Annotated in this window: 16 protein-coding genes; 11 read left to right on the top strand and 5 right to left on the bottom strand. The window is 46.9% G+C overall.

The genetic code is table 11. From position 1 onward, the window contains the following. Positions 1–673: 673 nt before the first annotated feature. Positions 674–1774 carry a glutamine-hydrolyzing carbamoyl-phosphate synthase small subunit gene (gene carA / locus IRJ16_RS22750; protein ID WP_194114226.1) on the bottom strand — a complete coding sequence of 367 codons (1101 nt, stop codon included), beginning with the start codon at positions 1772–1774 and terminating at the stop codon, positions 674–676. A gap of 574 nt (positions 1775–2348) precedes the next feature. Here carA and panB point away from each other — a divergent pair. Then, positions 2349–3164 carry a 3-methyl-2-oxobutanoate hydroxymethyltransferase gene (panB, locus tag IRJ16_RS22745; protein WP_194114223.1) on the top strand — a complete coding sequence of 272 codons (816 nt, stop codon included), beginning with the start codon at positions 2349–2351 and terminating at the stop codon, positions 3162–3164. A 140-nt stretch (positions 3165–3304) separates the two neighbouring features. Further along, on the top strand, positions 3305–4057 hold the full coding sequence (locus tag IRJ16_RS22740) for an RluA family pseudouridine synthase (RefSeq protein WP_194114222.1): 753 nt from the start codon (positions 3305–3307) through the stop codon (positions 4055–4057). Here the strand turns inward: IRJ16_RS22740 and IRJ16_RS22735 are convergent. The 3 genes from IRJ16_RS22735 to dctA form a co-directional block, all read right to left on the bottom strand. Then, positions 4054–5454: a hypothetical protein gene (locus IRJ16_RS22735; RefSeq protein ID WP_194114221.1), complete on the bottom strand. Its 1401-nt coding sequence runs from the start codon at positions 5452–5454 to the stop codon at positions 4054–4056. The two genes, IRJ16_RS22740 and IRJ16_RS22735, sit on opposite strands and share 4 nt — an antisense overlap. Before the next feature lie 149 nt (positions 5455–5603). Next, the gene (gene sucD / locus IRJ16_RS22730; protein WP_194114220.1) at positions 5604–6482 is read right to left on the bottom strand and encodes a succinate--CoA ligase subunit alpha; all 879 of its coding nucleotides are present in this window, start codon (positions 6480–6482) and stop codon (positions 5604–5606) included. Between the two features lie 497 nt (positions 6483–6979). Continuing rightward, positions 6980–8215 (bottom strand): C4-dicarboxylate transporter DctA, encoded by a 1236-nt coding sequence (gene dctA / locus IRJ16_RS22725; protein ID WP_194114219.1) that lies wholly within the window; start codon positions 8213–8215, stop codon positions 6980–6982. A 109-nt stretch (positions 8216–8324) separates the two neighbouring features. Here dctA and IRJ16_RS22720 point away from each other — a divergent pair, with 109 nt between their 5' ends. Together IRJ16_RS22720 and IRJ16_RS22715 are read left to right on the top strand one after the other, a co-directional pair. After that, positions 8325–8567, top strand: a complete 243-nt coding sequence (locus IRJ16_RS22720) for a MoaD/ThiS family protein (RefSeq protein WP_194114218.1) — start codon at positions 8325–8327, stop codon at positions 8565–8567. 212 nt (positions 8568–8779) lie between these two features. Further along, entirely contained in the window at positions 8780–9199 is a 420-nt protein-coding gene (locus IRJ16_RS22715; RefSeq protein WP_228080434.1) for a molybdenum cofactor biosynthesis protein MoaE, read from the top strand. A gap of 2 nt (positions 9200–9201) precedes the next feature. Here the strand turns inward: IRJ16_RS22715 and IRJ16_RS22710 are convergent, their stop codons facing one another. Then, positions 9202–9780: a hypothetical protein gene (locus IRJ16_RS22710; RefSeq protein ID WP_194114217.1), complete on the bottom strand. Its 579-nt coding sequence runs from the start codon at positions 9778–9780 to the stop codon at positions 9202–9204. Between the two features lie 42 nt (positions 9781–9822). On the opposite strand from IRJ16_RS22710, the gene IRJ16_RS22705 reads away from it, so the two are divergent. The 7 genes from IRJ16_RS22705 (at position 9823) to IRJ16_RS22675 (ending at position 17341) form a co-directional block, all read left to right on the top strand. Further along, on the top strand, positions 9823–12453 hold the full coding sequence (locus IRJ16_RS22705; protein ID WP_194114216.1) for a ligase-associated DNA damage response DEXH box helicase: 2631 nt from the start codon (positions 9823–9825) through the stop codon (positions 12451–12453). Positions 12454–13115: 662 nt separating this feature from the next. Further along, entirely contained in the window at positions 13116–13622 is a 507-nt protein-coding gene (locus tag IRJ16_RS22700; RefSeq protein ID WP_194114215.1) for a GbsR/MarR family transcriptional regulator, read from the top strand. 75 nt (positions 13623–13697) lie between these two features. Further along, positions 13698–14078, top strand: a complete 381-nt coding sequence (locus IRJ16_RS22695; protein ID WP_194114214.1) for a hypothetical protein — start codon at positions 13698–13700, stop codon at positions 14076–14078. A gap of 177 nt (positions 14079–14255) precedes the next feature. After that, entirely contained in the window at positions 14256–15068 is an 813-nt protein-coding gene (locus tag IRJ16_RS22690) for a thiol-disulfide oxidoreductase DCC family protein (protein WP_194114213.1), read from the top strand. A 7-nt stretch (positions 15069–15075) separates the two neighbouring features. Beyond that, on the top strand, positions 15076–15993 hold the full coding sequence (locus tag IRJ16_RS22685; protein WP_194114212.1) for a TIGR01777 family oxidoreductase: 918 nt from the start codon (positions 15076–15078) through the stop codon (positions 15991–15993). Between the two features lie 6 nt (positions 15994–15999). Beyond that, entirely contained in the window at positions 16000–16470 is a 471-nt protein-coding gene (locus IRJ16_RS22680; RefSeq protein WP_194114211.1) for an SRPBCC family protein, read from the top strand. 73 nt (positions 16471–16543) lie between these two features. Then, positions 16544–17341, top strand: a complete 798-nt coding sequence (locus tag IRJ16_RS22675) for a hypothetical protein (RefSeq protein WP_194114210.1) — start codon at positions 16544–16546, stop codon at positions 17339–17341. The last annotated feature ends 196 nt before the right edge of the window (positions 17342–17537 follow it).

Raw genomic sequence — 17537 nt, 5'->3', positions numbered from 1 at the left:
CTATAATTGGGAGAGGCCACATCAAGGTATCAATGGTAAAAAACCTATCGACATGGCAGCCCTAAACAACAAATAAACACACCTGATTCTATTGCTGAATTACCTAACCCTTACAGCAATGACAAGTGTAAATAAGCAAAGAAGCACGGCCTTACGGGGCCGTGCTTCTTTGCGTTAAGGTCCGTCACCCGCGCGAGGGTTTGGGGTCAACTATATATTGAAGCCTTTTACACAAGGTGCAACGCGTGCGCCAAACCGGCCAACTTCATCAGGATGATACCAATTAGGTAAAGGATCGGGATGTTAAGTAGTGTGCTCATGGTCGCTGTGTTGTTTTTGTGTTTTGTGTAAGTAGCTGATTATTTTCCTTTGTTGTTGACTCAAAATTGCGTCAAAAACGGCCTTCAGCCTATTACAATTAGGTAAACAGCGGTGAAATGTCGGTGAATGGAGGGTTGGGTAGGATGAGACCCTTCCCTGCTCCTTTATATCAACTTCATTGCGAGGAACGAAGCGATCTCTACGCAGGCGAGCCGACTTGCTTAAACGACCTTTGGGTGTAGAGATCGCTTCGTTCCTCGCAAGCACGTGCGTTTTGGGCAAACAAAAAAAGGAGCAAGCTCACCGCTCACTCCTTTTAAAACCTTTAGGCTTTAACCTTTTGCCTTAAAGGCTACTTGATCATATCCACAAAATCATCGAACAAGTAACGAGAATCATGCGGACCAGGTGACGACTCAGGGTGATACTGCACCGAGAACGCGTTCTTGCCTTTTACACGGATACCTTCGATCGACTGGTCGTTCAGGTTCACGTGGGTGATCTCTACTTTATCCGATGCACGCACCGCGTCAGGAACTACGCCGAAACCATGGTTCTGCGAGGTTACTTCGCAATGGTTTTTGATGATATTTTTAACCGGGTGGTTCAGACCGCGGTGACCGTTGAACATTTTCTTGGTCGGGATGTCGTTAGCCAAAGCCAACAATTGGTGACCTAAGCAGATACCGAACATCGGTTTATCAGCTTTCAAGATATCTTTTACGGTTTGTACAGCGTATGGCATAGCCGACGGATCGCCGGGGCCATTGCTAATGAAATAGCCGTTAGGGGAAAGATCAGCTTCCATTTCGGCGTAGGTGGTTTTTGCGGGGTAAACCTTGGCAAATACACCACGCTCGCTAAAGTTGCGCAGAATGTTCTTCTTAACGCCTAAGTCTAAAACCGCCACACGTAAGGCAGCATTCTCGTCGCCAACGGTATAAGTCTCATCGGTCGATACTTGTGATGATAACTCCAGGCCATCCATTGAAGGAACCTCGGCCAATTTGGCTTTCAGTTCATCAAGATCCAATATTTCTGAAGAGATGATGGCATTCATGGCACCTTTATCACGAATATGGCGCACCAGCTGACGGGTGTCGATATCAGATATCGATACGATATTTTGTTGTTGGAAATAATCCTGGATAGAACCATCGGCCTGTTTGCGGCTGTAAGCAATGTTATAGTTCTTACAAACCAGACCCGCGATCTGGATCTTGTCCGACTCAACCTCCTCGTTGCTCACACCGTAGTTGCCAATGTGCGAGTTGGTGGTCACCATGATCTGACCAAAGTATGATGGGTCGGTAAATACCTCCTGGTAACCGGTCATACCCGTATTGAAACAAATTTCGCCTGTGGTAGTACCGATCTTGCCGGCAGCTTTACCATAAAAGGCGGTACCATCGGCCAACAATAAAACAGCCGGAAGTTTGGTGTAATTCGTCATTCGCTAAAATTTAAAAAAGTGGATACTGAGCCGGTTCGGCCGTTGGGAAGTATAAGTGAAGTATGACAGATAGCTTCGTATTTCACGGGCGCAAAGGTAGGGATCTTTTTGGGATTTCGAATGTTATGTTTAGGATTTTTGTTTGGGTACTGTCATCTGTTGTTCCTCCTGATCACTTCAACTGTCTCGATACTCCTTATCAACAATACTGCAAGTTTCACTGCCATTGCTTTCCCCTAATTTAGGGGAAGATCACTGACATTGCTGTAGCACCAACTTTAATAAGGGGTAAATTCTGGATAAAGTTTTGAAAACGAACGTTCAGCGTTTCATAGGTACTGCCGCCCCGCTATCTGTCCAAGTTTTGCCCCTATGCACAGGCCGCCCTTCGCAAAAGCTTTCCCGCCTATCGGGTTTAGGGTGAAAGGTCTGAACCGCTGATTTTAATGATTATCTTGATTACGTTGATTATCAAGAATAACAAATATCGCCAATCAGCGAGATCATTTTCATCAGCGAGAATCAGCGGTTCAGACAAATAACTATACCTTTGCAGCACCAAACAACATACCCCATGTCGGTACACAAAGAAGTAAAGCGTGTAACCACGCACATCATCCAGGAAATGAAGAACCGTGGCGAGAAGATCGCCATGCTTACCGCTTACGACTATTCGATGGCTGCCATTGTTGATGAAGCGGGCGTAGACATCATCCTGGTAGGCGACTCGGCATCTAACGTAATGGCCGGTCACGAGACCACTTTACCGATAACGCTTGATCAGATGATCTATCATGCGTCGTCGGTAGTCCGTGCGGCTAAACGTGCTTTGGTTATTGTTGATCTTCCTTTTGGGTCATATCAGGGAAATTCTAAAGAAGCATTGAACTCCGCCATCCGTATTATGAAGGAGTCGGGTGCGCATGGTGTTAAGTTAGAAGGTGGGTTAGAAATAGCAGAGTCGGTAAGCCGTATCCTTGCCGCGGGTATCCCGGTAATGGGACACTTAGGCTTGACACCGCAATCGATATATAAATTTGGAACCTACACCGTTCGCGCTAAAGAAGAGGCCGAAGCCCAAAAACTACGCGACGATGCCGCTAAGCTACAAGAATTAGGTTGCTTTGGTGTGGTATTAGAAAAGATCCCGGCCGCCTTAGCTAAAGAGGTAAGCGAGAGCATAGCCATCCCAACCATCGGTATCGGCGCCGGTCAGCATTGCGACGGACAGGTATTGGTGATCCACGATATGTTAGGCATCAACAAAGGATTCACCCCGCGCTTTTTACGCCAATACGCCAACCTGCACTATATCATGAACACCGCCATCAGTGGCTACGTGAATGATGTGAAGGCTAAGGATTTTCCGAACGAGAAAGAGCAGTATTAAGCCCCCCGGTCCCCTGATGGGGGAGCTATAAAACAAATTTGTTCGCTCGCTTGTCATTGCGAATAGAACAATTGCATACCTAACGAGCCGGAATGTCATTTCGCAATTGGCATTCCGCATTTTCGCATTTTCTTAAGCCCATGAGCAAACGAGCACCTTTCACCCCCAGCGGACCAATAACTGATAACGACGTCCTGTACGAGGACAACCACCTGATCGCCATCAACAAACGCGCGGGCGATATTGTGCAAGTCGACGAGACCGGCGACGAACCACTGGACGAGAAAGTTAAAACATATCTCGCCAAAAAATACGATAAACCCAACGGCGCATTTTTAGGCGTGATCCACCGCTTGGATCGCCCCGTAACAGGACTGATCCTATTCGCCAAGACCAGCAAAGCTTTAGAACGCATGAACGAGTTGTTCAAAACCCGTCAAATGCGCAAGACCTACTACGCCGTTGTCCGCAACCGCCCTAACCCACCTTTTGGAGATCTGGTGCATTGGCTCATCAAGAACCCTAAGAATAACGTCACCACCGCTCATGGTCACGAGGTTAAAGGCAGCTTACGTTCCGAACTACATTATCGCCTGGCCGGGGAACTGAACGGCTACAGCCTATTAGAAGTAAACCCGGTGACCGGCCGCTCGCACCAGATCAGGGTGCAATTATCAACCTTAGGTTGCCCTATAGTGGGCGACAATAAATATGGCTACCCACGCGGAAGCTTACACAACAACATCAGTCTGCACGCCCGTCGCCTGCAGTTCATCCACCCCATTAAAAAAGAACCGGTAGAGATCACTGCACCATTGCCCAAGGATGGCTTTTGGGATAAGTTTGCGCATTTGTTGCCACCGGCGGGGGAGACGGAGGTGAAGGAGGTTTAATAAGGAAAGTAGATTTTTAAACCATCGCCAAGATCCCTGATTAATGTCCCGTTAGCATCAAAGTGCAGGCAAACTGAATGGGAATTTTTGTAATGCTTTTTTATCAAATTCTCATCTAAACCCATAAAAGGCGGCGATATTGGTGTTTGCGTTCTATCTAAAGATGTTTGATAACGGCAAAGTAACAGAGTGCTATCGGGCAGTAAAAGCCAGGTCGACTGTATGTCGGGGTCTCCCGTTACTTCCACCATTTGAATGTCGTTGTAATTATAATTGGCAAATCCGGGGAAAAATTTGGCGATCGATCCATAAGTATATTTCCCGTACGCGGCATTACGTGCCGGTGAAAAAACAAGTTTGACTTTAGGCCTCTCTCGCAAATATTTGAAAAGAAAATTTGAGTTTTTTAATAACCATTTTACAGTATCGCCAAATTTCTCAACTCTGTTCACATTATCGATATCGTTCGCATTAAATGAATGATCGACAAGCACGTTCAGTTCTGTGTTTCTTAATTTAAACCTAATGTTATAACGTTTGTCAAGGCCTGCCTTAGCAGGTTCTTTAGTAGATGTACCTATTTCAACTGGAATGAAATTTTTGTTTAATGATCTGAATGCATCCGGATAGCTGATCTTGATATCTTCCCAATTGAAACGGTTTCGGTAACGTTCGAAATATATTCTAAACAGAAAGTTTGAAATGAATAACCTCGTATTCCATTTTTCAAATTCAGGATTGGCTGTTACCTTTTCGAATATCCGGGTTATTTCGGGATCATAATTTTTTACCTTACCTACATGCCATGGCAAAAAATAAAATCTTTGATATGCAAAACTATGTGCATGGATGGTATATAATTTATTTCCTTTGGTTTGTATTTCTATTATATAGCTGGTCTCATCTGCTCCAAACGTCGGATGCTTTATAACGTACTCCAAATACCGGTTAAATACACTATCCGTGTTAATATCTGCTGTCATCTCCACCTTTTGCCGAGGCTGCAAAAACGGATTTGTTTTTGATATGCTGTCAATTACGACCTTGCGGTTTACTTTAAATAGATGGGGATGGATAACGGTATCATTCCGCGCCATTGATCGTAGCAAACTTACAAATTCCCTTGTCGGCACATTCCCCAGATACTTTCGGGTTAAGTCATCAATGCGGTCCCACCCTTTTGTGGTATGGCTTTCTGTTTGATACGCATTCCATACGCCATTTTCTAACACCACTTCAACTTTTTGAAGATCCCGGTTCAATATATAACCCGTTGTCACAAATGTAAATTTTGCTACGCTATCCAAGGGGATATTGTATTGCGCCTTGCTTTGAACAACAAGCCCTAACATAAGCGAAAAAACTAAACCGACGATCTTCATCAATGATCTTAACATGATAATGCAATATACCTTATAAATAAAAACCTTTTGGAAATTCCATAAAACAAAAAAGATCCCGCCTGCTCATTGCAAACGGGATCCATATATTTATTCCAGTTCCCACTTTAGGTCCAAAGGACTCCTTAAGGAGGGGTTAGGGGGCTTTACGCTAACTTAGCCAATTCCTCAGCCATAGCAGCGCCGATCTCGGCAGGAGATTCTACCACGCGGATACCGCACTCGGCCATGATCTTCATTTTAGCGGCAGCTGTGTCGTCAGCACCACCAACGATCGCACCGGCGTGACCCATACGACGGCCCGGAGGCGCCGTCTGTCCGGCGATGAAGCCTACGACAGGTTTAGTACCGTGCTCTTTGATCCAGCGGGCAGCCTCAGCTTCCATGCCACCACCGATCTCACCGATCATGATGATACCGTGGGTTTCAGGGTCGTTCATCAACATTTCAACCGCTTCTTTGGTAGGTGTACCAATGATCGGGTCGCCACCTATGCCGATAGCTGTAGTGATACCCAAACCGGCTTTAACAACCTGGTCAACGGCCTCGTAAGTTAAGGTACCTGATTTTGATACTACACCAACGTTACCTTTTTTGAAGATGAAGCCCGGCATGATACCGATCTTAGCCTCATCGGCAGTGATCACACCCGGGCAGTTAGGGCCGATCAAACGGGCGTCCTTATCAGCCAAATATTCTTTAACCGCTATCATATCCTTGGTAGGGATACCCTCGGTGATACAAACAATAACTTTAATGCCGGCCTCGGCTGCTTCCATAATAGCGTCAGCGCCAAATGCAGGCGGAACAAATATGATAGATACATCGGCACCGGTAGCAACAACTGCATCTTTAACCGTGTTGAACACAGGCCTGTCCAAATGCTGCTGACCACCTTTACCCGGTGTAACACCACCAACCAGTTGCGTACCGTAGGCGATCATTTGCTCGGCATGGTAACTACCTTCTTTACCGGTAAAACCCTGAACGATAACTTTCGAATCTTTATTTACAAGGACACTCATGTAGCTGTATATTTTGTTGCCGCAAAGCTAACGTAATTGCGCATATTGTCAAAAGAAATTTGGGTTGCCGCAAGCTTGAAAAGCAGATACCTACGAGTATGTCATTAAGCACCGTATATGCTTCGTCAAATTACCCCTTATCAAAGTTATTGCAAGTTGCACTGCCTTTGCTTTCCCCTAATTTAGGGGAATACCACGGTCCCTGCCAAAAGCATTCGCTTTAATAAAGGGTAGATCTGGCAAAGGTTTATCAGAAAACGAACGTTCACCATTCATCGCTCCCGACAGTCCCGCTATCTGTCCAAGTTTTGCCCCGACGCTCGATCCCGACGCTTCGCAAAAGCTTTCCCGCCTATCGGGTTTAGGTTGAAGGGTGGTTTTTATTCGTAGAGACACGATACCTCGTGTCTAACACTACGCAGGTCGAACTTTGCAACCACGCTTTGCAAACGGGAGACACGAGGTATCGTGTCTCTACGAAAAAGGTCGCTCTCCCTTTAGGGGGTCGGAAGGCTCGGCGGATGAAACTCCCCCTCACTCTTCGCAATTACAATAGTGGCCACCCCATTACCGATCACATTAGTTATCGCTCGCGCTTCAGACATAAAACGGTCTACGCCTAACAGGATAGCGACGCCTTCTACCGGGATCAGTTTCATGGCCGTGAGGGTAGATGTCAAAACAATAAACCCACCGCCCGTTACCGCGGCTGCTCCTTTTGATGTCAGCATCAGGATGCCGACAATGGCCAATTGCTGTTCCAGCGTAAGCGGGATCTTAAATACCTGGGCCAAAAATATCATGGCCATGGATAGGTAAATGGTAGTACCATCCAGGTTAAAAGAATATCCCGTCGGGATCACCAAACCAACTACCGAACGGTTGCAACCGAATTTCACCATCTTTTCCATCATGGCAGGAAGTACGGGTTCAGAGGATGAGGTACCCAGCACGATCAGTATCTCCTCTTTAATATGCTTCAAATATTGCCACAGGCTGAACTTGTATAAATAGCAGATCAGATTCAGCACCACAAATATGAACAGGAACATGGTCAGGTAAACAGACCCCATCAATTTTGCCAAAGGGGCCAGCGTGCTCACGCCATATTTACTAATGGTAAAAGCCATCCCCGCGAACGCGCCTATCGGGGCCAGCTTCATCACAAACTTCATAATGTTGAAGAACACTTTGGATAGACGGTCGAACGTCGCAAGCAATGGCTTACCCGCTTCGCCCATCTTACTCAGTCCATACCCGAACAGTACGGCAAAGAACAGCACCTGCAGAACATCGCCTTTGGCAAAGGCCTCAAAAGCGTTACCCGGCACAATGTGGACCAAAAAATCGCCCCATTTCATCTCGCTGGCAGCTTTTTGGTATTCTGCCAGTTTAGAGGCATCGGTAGCTACATGGGGGTTAACACCATCGCCGGGGCGAAGTATGTTAGCAACCAACAGACCGATCATTAACGCCAGGGTGGTCACTATCTCAAAATATAGCAAAGCTTTACCACCTACGCGGCCAACTTTCTTCATATCATCCATACCGGCAATGCCTAACACAATAGTGAGGAAAATGATTGGCGTGATCAGCATGGTGATCATCCGGATAAAGGTCTTGCTCACTGCTTCGGCAGCCGGACCAACACCCTTAAAAAAATGGCCGATGATAACGCCAAGCGTAATTGCAATAAGTACCTGAACTGTAAGATTGCTGAGCAGTTTTTTCATTGAATAACAATGATACGATTTAGTTTGTGATCGCAAGGTATCGGCAAACAGTTTTCAATACCCGTTCAAACTATCCTAAGGTTGCGTATCTTAGCCACAAATAGCAGAAATGACGGTTACTATCCTTGCTTTCGGTATTGCCAAAGATATTTTCGGTGCGTCGAGTATCGATATAGAGCTACCTGCCGATGCATTGGCATCAGACCTGAAGTTGCTGTTAGAAGACAAATATCCTCGCCTAAAGCAGATCCGATCATACCTGTTGGCCGTGAATAACGAATACGCCAATGATGATCTGGTGTTAGATAGTCGGGATGAGATAGCAGTGATACCGCCGGTAAGCGGAGGATAGAAACTCTTTTGCCATTTTCCTCCCCCGACAGCGGTACGGCTTCAGGTGAGGGGGCCAATGCATTTGGTCTGCGCGGTACAGGTAATTGGTCGCCTGCAGGGAAAAGGCCTGTGCGTAGAAGCATTAGCGCTGTCTTGACTTTTGGTTCTTTTTGTCAAGAAAAAGAACGGCGTTTGATGAGTCGCCACAATGATAGCATATGACATAAAATTTTGAACACATACATCCACATATCGCCCACTCCTCTCAACATCCAGTCCTGCATAGATCTGGTGATGTCACCCTCATGCGGTGGTATAGACGTTTTCATCGGCACCGTTCGTGATGCCACCAAGGGCAAGCAAGTACTGCGACTGGAGTTTGAGGCCTACGAAAAAATGGCCGTCAGCGAAATGCAAAAACTGGCCGATCGCGCCATGCAACAATGGCCGGTGCAAAAAGTAGTGATACATCACCGTACGGGAGTGTTACAAGTGGGCGAAGTGCCCGTGGTGATAGCCGTGGCCGCCGCCCATCGTGATGCTGCTTTTGAGGCTTGCAGGTTTTTGATCGATACTTTAAAACAGACCGTCCCGATCTGGAAGAAAGAAGTTTTTGAGGATGGTGAAGTTTGGGTATCCGCCACACCGTAAATTTACTCCCGCATATTCAAATAAGTATCCGCCATACCACCACGCGCAAACACGATAATAGCCGAACAATTATCCCGGGCGTCAATCTCAAACGCTATCCCCGACGCACTATCAGTATAGATTGTAACACCCGAACTTTGGGTACGTTGCAGGCTGAACTCCTTTTTTACATCAGCGATAGGCACCCCGGTGTGGGCACCGCCGGTAGTTCTAAATTCAGGAGATGTTATTCTGATCGCCTTCACCGCACTGATCGGATCCCTCGGTCCGCCGTTCTCCCTGTGACTAAATACCGTAAAACGATGACCGCTTTTAACATGGTTATCATACCAAGTCATCAATTGCGACCCCATAGCCGCGTCGCCTGCATCGGGTTTGCCCAAGGCTTTCAGGACGGTCTCCGCATTTTCGCCAACGGTAACTTTGCCGATGCCTCCGCCCGGAGTGATCAGCAGGTGGTTAGGGATCTGTTTATCAGCACTACTTGTTGCAGCAACCGGCTTTTTAGGCTGATCGCAGGCGATGCAAATGCAAAGCAGCAATAGTCCAAAGAGATATTTCATCATTATTTTAGGTAGCATATTGCAAAACTAACTAAATGGCTATTATTTTGTTTTCAAGACATGGATAGCAAAGGCCAACAGGTCATCAGAGCATGGTATGAGCAAAAGAACTGGGAGCAATTCCCTTTTCAGCAAGAGATGATGTCGGCTTACCTGTCCGGCTATTCAGGTTTGCTGAATGCGCCGACCGGCAGCGGTAAAACATTCGCGCTGTTCCTGCCTTTCATAGCGGCCTACATAGATAAGTATCCCGACACTTATCTTACCCGTAAAAACAACGGTCTGATGATGTTGTGGATAACGCCCCTACGTGCGCTGACCAACGATATCCGCAAAGCCATGCAAGAGGTTTGTACAGAACTTGGGCTGCCCTGGCAAGTACTCACCCGTACCGGCGATACCTCGGCCGCGCAAAAGGCCGCCCTTAAAACCAAACTCCCCGAAGTACTACTCACCACCCCCGAAAGCCTGCACCTGATGCTGGCCCAAAAAGAATACCCCAAAGTCTTCCAAAACCTGGACGTGGTGGTCTGCGACGAATGGCACGAATTATTAGGTACCAAACGGGGCGTACAGGTAGAATTGGGGCTGTCGAGGCTGCGGGCGTTAAGTTCGCAGCCGGAAGTCTTAAGTCAAAAGCCAGAAGCAAAAACTAAAAAACCGAATACAGAAAAAGACTTCGGACTTAAGACTCAGAACTTAAGACTTAAAATCTGGGGTATCTCTGCCACTATCGGCAACCTCGAGCAAGCCGGAGAAGTACTTTTAGGCAACACCTTCCCGGCAGATCAGGTAAAAATGGTGCGGGCTTTTATCGAGAAAAAATTGGTGGTCAAGTCCGTTATCCCGCCAGATATTGAGAGTTATTCGTGGTCGGGTCATATCGGGATCAAGCTGTTGCCGCAGGTGATGGAGATCGTGGCTAAAAGCAAGACCACATTGATCTTTTGCAATACCCGCTCACAGTCCGAGATCTGGTATCATGCCATTTTAGATAACTACCCCGAATACGCCGGGATCATGGCTATGCACCACGGCTCGCTGGATAACGAATTGCGCAACTGGGTGGAGCAAGCCTTGCATGCTGAAGCTTTAAAACTGGTGGTCTGCACATCAAGCCTGGATCTTGGGGTGGATTTTCGGCCGGTGGATACCATTGTGCAGGTAGGCAGCCCAAAGGGTGTATCCCGTTTCCTGCAACGCGCCGGGCGCAGCGGTCACCGGCCGGGCGATACATCGCTGGCTTATTTTGTACCGACACATTCGTTGGAGTTGTTAGAAGGCGCTGCATTAAAGCAAGCCATCAAAAATGGTGTTTTTGAAAGCCGCGATCCTGTTCTACTGGCGATGGATGTGCTCATCCAATACATGGTCACACTGGCGGTATCAGATGGTTTCCGGGCTGAGGGATTGTATAACGAAGTAAAGTCGACCTACGCCTTCGCGGATATCCGCCGGGATGAATTTGGGAAGTTATTAGAGTTCATCACCAATGGTGGCAAAACCTTAGCCGCTTATGACGAGTTTTTGAAAGTAGAGGTAGAGAATGGCTTATATAAAGTAAATAGCCGCCGGGTGGCTATGCGGCACAGGTTAAGCATTGGCACCATAACCAGCGAACTAAGTTTGAGAGTGAGCTGGCTAAGCGGCGGCAGTTTGGGTACGATAGAGGAAGGCTTTATATCCAAACTAAAACCGGGGAACGTATTCTGGTTTGCCGGGCGAAGTTTGGAGTTCATCAAAGTAAAAGAGATGACGGCTTATGTTAAAAAGTCCAATAAAGATAAAGGCCTTATTCCCAGCTGGGCTGGCGGCAGGATGCCGCTGTCTTCGCAACTGTCAGCCGTGTTCCGCGATAAATTGGATGAAGTAGCGCACGGACTTGAAAAAGATGAAGAGATCATCGCCCTGAAACCGTTGTTTAAATTACAGGAGCGGCTGTCGCACCTCCCCCAAAGTCACGAGTTTTTGATAGAATCGTTCCACTCCCGCGATGGGCACCACTTGCTGTTCTATCCTTTCGAGGGACGTTTGGTGCATGAAGGGATGGCTTCACTCCTCGCCTACCGTATATCCAAGATCAAAAGCGCCAGCTATTCCATCGCCATGAATGATTATGGTTTTGAACTGCTGACCGATGAAGATATCCCCATAGAGGCAGCCCTTGAGACCGACGACCTGTTCAGCATTGATAACCTGCTTGATGATATTATGCATAGCCTGAACGCCAACGAAATGGCCCGCCGCCGTTTCCGCGATATCGCGCATATCGGCGGACTGGTGTTCACCGGTTACCCCGGGCAGACCGTAAAGAACAAGCATTTACAAGCATCAACCTCGTTACTTTTTGAAGTGTTTACCGAATACGAACCCGATAATCTGTTGATCCGCCAGGCTTATAACGAGGCCCTGGCTTTGCAATTAGAGGAATTCCGTTTACGCGCCGGCTTGCAACGGATCAGCAAGCAAACCGTCATCTTAAAACAGATCGAGCGGCCTACGCCTTTCGCCTTCCCGATCATGGTTGACAGCTTAGGCCGGGAAAAACTGACCACCGAAACACTGGAAGAGCGCGTTGCTAAAATGGCGCGTCAGTATGGTGCAGAGGGTGTTAAAGCCAAACCGCGGGAAGGTGACGATGAGAAGAAAGGGAAATTTTCTGCTAAGGTTGCGAGGAAACGAGGGTTTTAAGAGGCTCTACTACCTCCCCACCCTGTCATCTCGAGCGAGCGGAGGGCAGGGTTGTGCTTCGGGGCGACGAGGGAACTTATACGACTATAACAACCATCTATCAGTAGCCAGTATTGAAAAGCATCATTGTTATCAAGAAACCCGTGATAATAAAAATGATAGTATTGACATACCAGTACCGTTTAAACCATTGCCAATGAGTGATGCTTGTTAGGATGCTTAATACAAACAACAGATAAAGCCACAAATTAATCTGATTTTGGTCGTCCCTAAATTTTGGTAGCGCAAATTCAAATACTCCCTCCAGCCACATTATAACTATGTTTAATATGCCGGTACTCCAGACCAATATCGAGAAGATGTAAAACGCGTAAAGCGTACTTGGATGGGTGACTCTCTTAAGTTTCGATCCGAGTGATGTGTCAGGCATATACGAAAGTAAATCTTTTGGGCGAAATTTTCACCTCTTTTGTCCTGACTGACGGAAGCAAAATTTAGATAACCAGAGAACTTCACCCTCGTGGCTTGTCGCACTTACAAGTTTTCTCGTCGCGCCATCACACAGACTTGCCCTCCGTTCGCTCGAAATGACATCAATGTTTGTTATAAATATATTTTCAATAATATTTGAAAGTTTAAAAACTATCGCTTACATTTGTTCCATGCAATTGGCAGAGGCAAAATTAAAATTCATTGAGACCTGGGGGAAACTCGGCAGCGAGTGGGGCATCAACCGCACCATGGCCCAGGTACATGCCCTGCTGCTGATCACGCCGGATGCTTTGACCACCGAGGAGGTGATGGAGCAACTGAAAATATCCCGTGGTAATGCCAACATGACCTTGCGCGACCTGATTAACTGGGGACTGATCGAGAAGCAACACCGTGCCGGCGAACGTAAGGAATATTTCTACGCCCAAAAAGATACCTGGGAAATTGCCCGCCGAGTGGCCGAAGAACGCAAAAAACGCGAACTGGATCCTGTACTGAAAGTATTAGGCGAGCTAAGTGCAATTGAGGGTGACATGAAGGACCCTGCTTTTAAAACCTTTAAAACATCGGTGACAGATATGCACAAACTGACCAAGAACATTAACCGCACCTTAGATACCATGCTAAAGGCCGAAGAGAACTGGTTTTGGGGTTCTATCTTTAAAATATTCAAATAAAAAAATTTGACTTTTTATTTCACAAAATATTGAAAATACAATAAATATAATTCATAACTTAAAACCATAAACATCATGAACTACTTCATTTTAACCTACGCGTTCTACCTCATCATTAGCATTGCACTAACAGTTTGGGTAGCCAAAGTACTGTTCAACAACGGCCGTATCTTTTTGGTCGATATCTTTCACGGTAATTTGCCACTCGCCGATTCTGTTAACAAACTGCTGGTGGTGGGCTTCTACCTCATCAATATCGGCTACATGAGTTTGGTGCTGAAAGAGACGGGTAGCATCAACAACCTGCAGGTGGTAGTAGAGGTACTGAGCCGCAAGCTTGGCTACATCATCCTCATCCTGGGAGCTATGCACTTCTTTAACCTGACGGTGTTCTTTAAACTCCGCAACAAGGCGCAACAGCCTCGTCATATCCCGGGTACGCCGAGGGCGATATAAGCGGAAGTCGAACTGAACCGACTCAATATCCCTCCCTCGGGAGGGCGCGCGATGGGCATTGTAGTGGCAGGGAGGGGTTAGCCAGCTTGCATCGTGGTCAAACCCCTCCCTGCCATTGCGCTCATCGCCATCACACCCCTCCCCAAGGAGGGATTTAGAAACAACACCATCACCACTATGAAAACACTAACAGGTTACACCATACTTTACGATGCCGAATGCCCGATGTGCGATCTGTATAGCCGCGCTATGGTAGCCACCGGCATGCTGGATGATGGGGGCAGGGCCACTTATCAGCAAATGCCTGAGGCTGCTTGTCCGCTGGTGGACAGGCAGCGGGCCATGAACGAGATCGCTTTGGTGAATACGGAGACGGGCGAGGTGCAGTATGGCATCCGTAGTTTGTTCAAGGTGATCGGGAATAGCTTCCCGGTGTTCAACCCGCTGTTCGGCTTTGCGCCTTTTGTTTGGTTGATGAGCAAGGTGTACGCCTTTATATCTTACAATCGCAGGGTGATCATTCCCGCCGCAGTGCATGACGGTGATCTACAGCCGACCTTCCGTCTAAGCTATCGTTTGATCTATCTGCTGTTCACGAGTTTGAGCGTTGGGTTTATCCTCACCAAATACGCGGCTCTACTTACCGAGATAGTGCCCATCGGCGGCGCTTATCGTGAGTACCTGATCTGTAGCGGGCAGGTGTTTTTTCAGGGTATCATCATTAGCCTATACCGCCCTGTCAAACGTTGGGCGTATCTGGGTAATATGATGACGATATCTTTCGCCGGAGCTTTACTACTGTTGCCCATGTTGCTGATCGCCAAATTTATATCCATACCTGTGACTATTAGCTTGCTTTACTTTATGGCGGTAGCCGGGTTGATGTTTTTAGAACATATCCGCAGAAGTAAGTTATTAGGCTTGGGATGGTTGTTAACCGCAACCTGGGTTGCTTATCGTTTGGGTTTATTAGTGTTGATCTTAAACTGAACTTGTTATGAAATATCATAAAATAGTACTGGCCGGCGGCAACGGATACATTGGCCGGGTGCTGACCGAATATTTTAAACTTATGACCAACGAGGTGATCATCCTGAGCCGTCGCCCCGCTCCTGCTGATGGCAATGCCCATACTATTGTTTGGGACGGCAAGACAGAGGGAGACTGGACCAGACATTTGCAAGGTGTCGATCTGCTGATGAACCTGTGCGGCAAGAATGTGAACTGCCGCTACACCGACAATAACAAACAGGAGATATTCGATTCCCGTTTGATACCGACCGCATTGCTGAACAAGGCGATCGCCGGGATGAGCGAACCACCTAAGGTCTTTATCACTGTCACTTCTGCCACCATCTATCGCCATGCAGATGACCGTCCGCAAGACGAAGTCACCGGCGAAATAGGCGAGGGCTTTTCTGTCGACGTCTGTAAAGCCTGGGAGCAAACATTTTTCGGCACGGAAACTCCCGGAACCCGTAAGATCGCATTACGAATGGGCTTTGTGTTGGGCAAGACCGATAGTGCCTTCCCCCGACTGCTTAATATGGCAAGGTTCGGTTTAGGCGGTCCGCAAGGCAACGGCAAGCAAATGACATCATGGGTGCACGAGCAAGATGTAGCCCGGCTGACCGAATGGTTACTGGATCATCCCGAAGCCGAGGGCATTTTTAATTGCACCGCGCCTAACCCGATCACCAATTCGGAAATGATGCGTACCATCCGCCAAGCTATCGGGATGCCTATCGGGCTACCAAGTCCGGAGTGGTTACTAACTTTTGGTGCATGGCTCATCGGCACTGAGACAGAGCTGATCTTGAAAAGCCGTTGGGTTACGCCGAAGCGACTGTTAGATATGGGATTTGAGTTCGAATATGCTGATATTGATAAGGCTGTTAAAGCTTGTATAAAATAAAAGATCATGCCTACCATCCACCTCAACACCAACATCAACGCGCCCATACAAACCTGCTTTGATCTGGCACGGAGCATCGATCTGCATCTGGATACCATGCAACACACTAACGAGCAGGCAGTAGCCGGTGTTACCGGCGGCCTGATCAGCCCTGGCGAGACTGTCACCTGGCGGGCGCGGCACTTTGGTGTCAGCCTGCAAATGAGCATTAAGATCACCGAAATGATGCCTGTTACATCATTTACGGGTGAGCAGATAAAAGGTCCTTTTAAAAAACTGAAGCACAGGCATATATTTCAATACATTAAACCTGAACAAACGTTGATGATAGACGAATTCGAGTTCGCCTCACCTTTGGGGATATTAGGTCGGCTGGCGGATACACTGGTCCTGAAAAAATACCTGACCGATCTATTGATCAACCGGAATAAAATAATTAAGAACAAGGCCGAAAATTTTCATGAAAACTTAACATGACTTACTCATTTTCATAATTTTATATGAAAAATGTTTTTAATATTTTTGTAACCATTCCCCCGATAGTACAAAAATGAAAAGAACCTTATCTTCAGCCGTAGCACTTTTAGGTGCTGTTGTTATGCTGACCACGTCATGCAGCAAAAGCAGTATCATACTAACACCCGCTAACAACAGCAATATCAACGCCGCCATGGCCAAGCAGTTAGCTTTGGATATCTACCGCTCTATGTCGGGCAATTTTAAGTCGTCATCGGCCGAAGGGTTAAAGACCAATGCTGCCAATGGCTGCGGTTCGGTAGTGACCACGCCATCAAACAGCACCACCACCAGCGGCGATACCACCCGCGTGTTTACAGGCAACCGCGTGTTCACCTACATGTGCAATGGTTTTTACAACAACGGAAAGACTTTAGATGCTTACTTATTAAAGGATCAGTACGCAACCGAAGAGACCGGCAACGGATTCAAAAATATTTACAGGACCAATTTAGATTACACCGTAAAAGCCAAGACCTGGGATTATACCCACGTGGATGTGACCGGTAATACATCTATCGATAATTACACCTCAAAACTATCAGGCGGTAATGTTACCGAGTGGCATACTTTAAAAACCGATTACGTTTGGGAAAGCGTAATTGCCCAGCGCGATGTGCTGACAAACGCTTCAAGATTTGTTTTTGGCCTGGTTACCTTCAATACTACCATCGTTAACAACGTAGCGGGTACAGCTCAACAAACTTATCAGTTAAAAGGTAAGATCGTTTTCCGCGATGATAACAAAATGACCACCATGTTCATTTCAGACAATGGCCAATACAAAACTTACCTTACCGACCTGACCACAGGGCAGGTTACCGAGATATAATATCCGATCTTTTAGGGCATAAAAAAGCCTGCTGATCATTTTGGTCAGCAGGCTTTTTTGTGTTATCGCTTGTAACGTCCTAAAATAGGTTGACACAAAAAGTGTTAACAAATGAAAGAACAGGAAGTTAAGGGTTATCAAAGAAAGACCCAAAAAGATTACAGTTTAGCTTTTAAACTGGAGATCGTAGATGCTG

The organism is Mucilaginibacter myungsuensis (genome assembly GCF_015222005.1).
Lineage (GTDB): Bacteria > Bacteroidota > Bacteroidia > Sphingobacteriales > Sphingobacteriaceae > Mucilaginibacter > Mucilaginibacter myungsuensis.
This window is presented reverse-complemented; position numbering and strand designations above follow the sequence as displayed.

Bases quoted from the DNA above. Each gene is read 5' to 3' on its own strand.
- carA (WP_194114226.1), bottom strand. From the start codon at position 1,774: ATGACGAATTACACCAAACTTCCGGCTGTTTTATTGTTGGCCGATGGT.
- IRJ16_RS22675 (WP_194114210.1), top strand. From the start codon at position 16,544: ATGAAAAGAACCTTATCTTCAGCCGTAGCACTTTTAGGTGCTGTTGTT.
- panB (WP_194114223.1), top strand. From the start codon at position 2,349: ATGTCGGTACACAAAGAAGTAAAGCGTGTAACCACGCACATCATCCAG.
- IRJ16_RS22740 (WP_194114222.1), top strand. From the start codon at position 3,305: ATGAGCAAACGAGCACCTTTCACCCCCAGCGGACCAATAACTGATAAC.
- IRJ16_RS22685 (WP_194114212.1), top strand. From the start codon at position 15,076: ATGAAATATCATAAAATAGTACTGGCCGGCGGCAACGGATACATTGGC.
- IRJ16_RS22690 (WP_194114213.1), top strand. From the start codon at position 14,256: ATGAAAACACTAACAGGTTACACCATACTTTACGATGCCGAATGCCCG.
- IRJ16_RS22735 (WP_194114221.1), bottom strand. From the start codon at position 5,454: ATGTTAAGATCATTGATGAAGATCGTCGGTTTAGTTTTTTCGCTTATG.
- sucD (WP_194114220.1), bottom strand. From the start codon at position 6,482: ATGAGTGTCCTTGTAAATAAAGATTCGAAAGTTATCGTTCAGGGTTTT.
- IRJ16_RS22705 (WP_194114216.1), top strand. From the start codon at position 9,823: ATGGATAGCAAAGGCCAACAGGTCATCAGAGCATGGTATGAGCAAAAG.
- IRJ16_RS22680 (WP_194114211.1), top strand. From the start codon at position 16,000: ATGCCTACCATCCACCTCAACACCAACATCAACGCGCCCATACAAACC.
- IRJ16_RS22700 (WP_194114215.1), top strand. From the start codon at position 13,116: ATGCAATTGGCAGAGGCAAAATTAAAATTCATTGAGACCTGGGGGAAA.
- dctA (WP_194114219.1), bottom strand. From the start codon at position 8,215: ATGAAAAAACTGCTCAGCAATCTTACAGTTCAGGTACTTATTGCAATT.
- IRJ16_RS22720 (WP_194114218.1), top strand. From the start codon at position 8,325: ATGACGGTTACTATCCTTGCTTTCGGTATTGCCAAAGATATTTTCGGT.
- IRJ16_RS22695 (WP_194114214.1), top strand. From the start codon at position 13,698: ATGAACTACTTCATTTTAACCTACGCGTTCTACCTCATCATTAGCATT.
- IRJ16_RS22710 (WP_194114217.1), bottom strand. From the start codon at position 9,780: ATGCTACCTAAAATAATGATGAAATATCTCTTTGGACTATTGCTGCTT.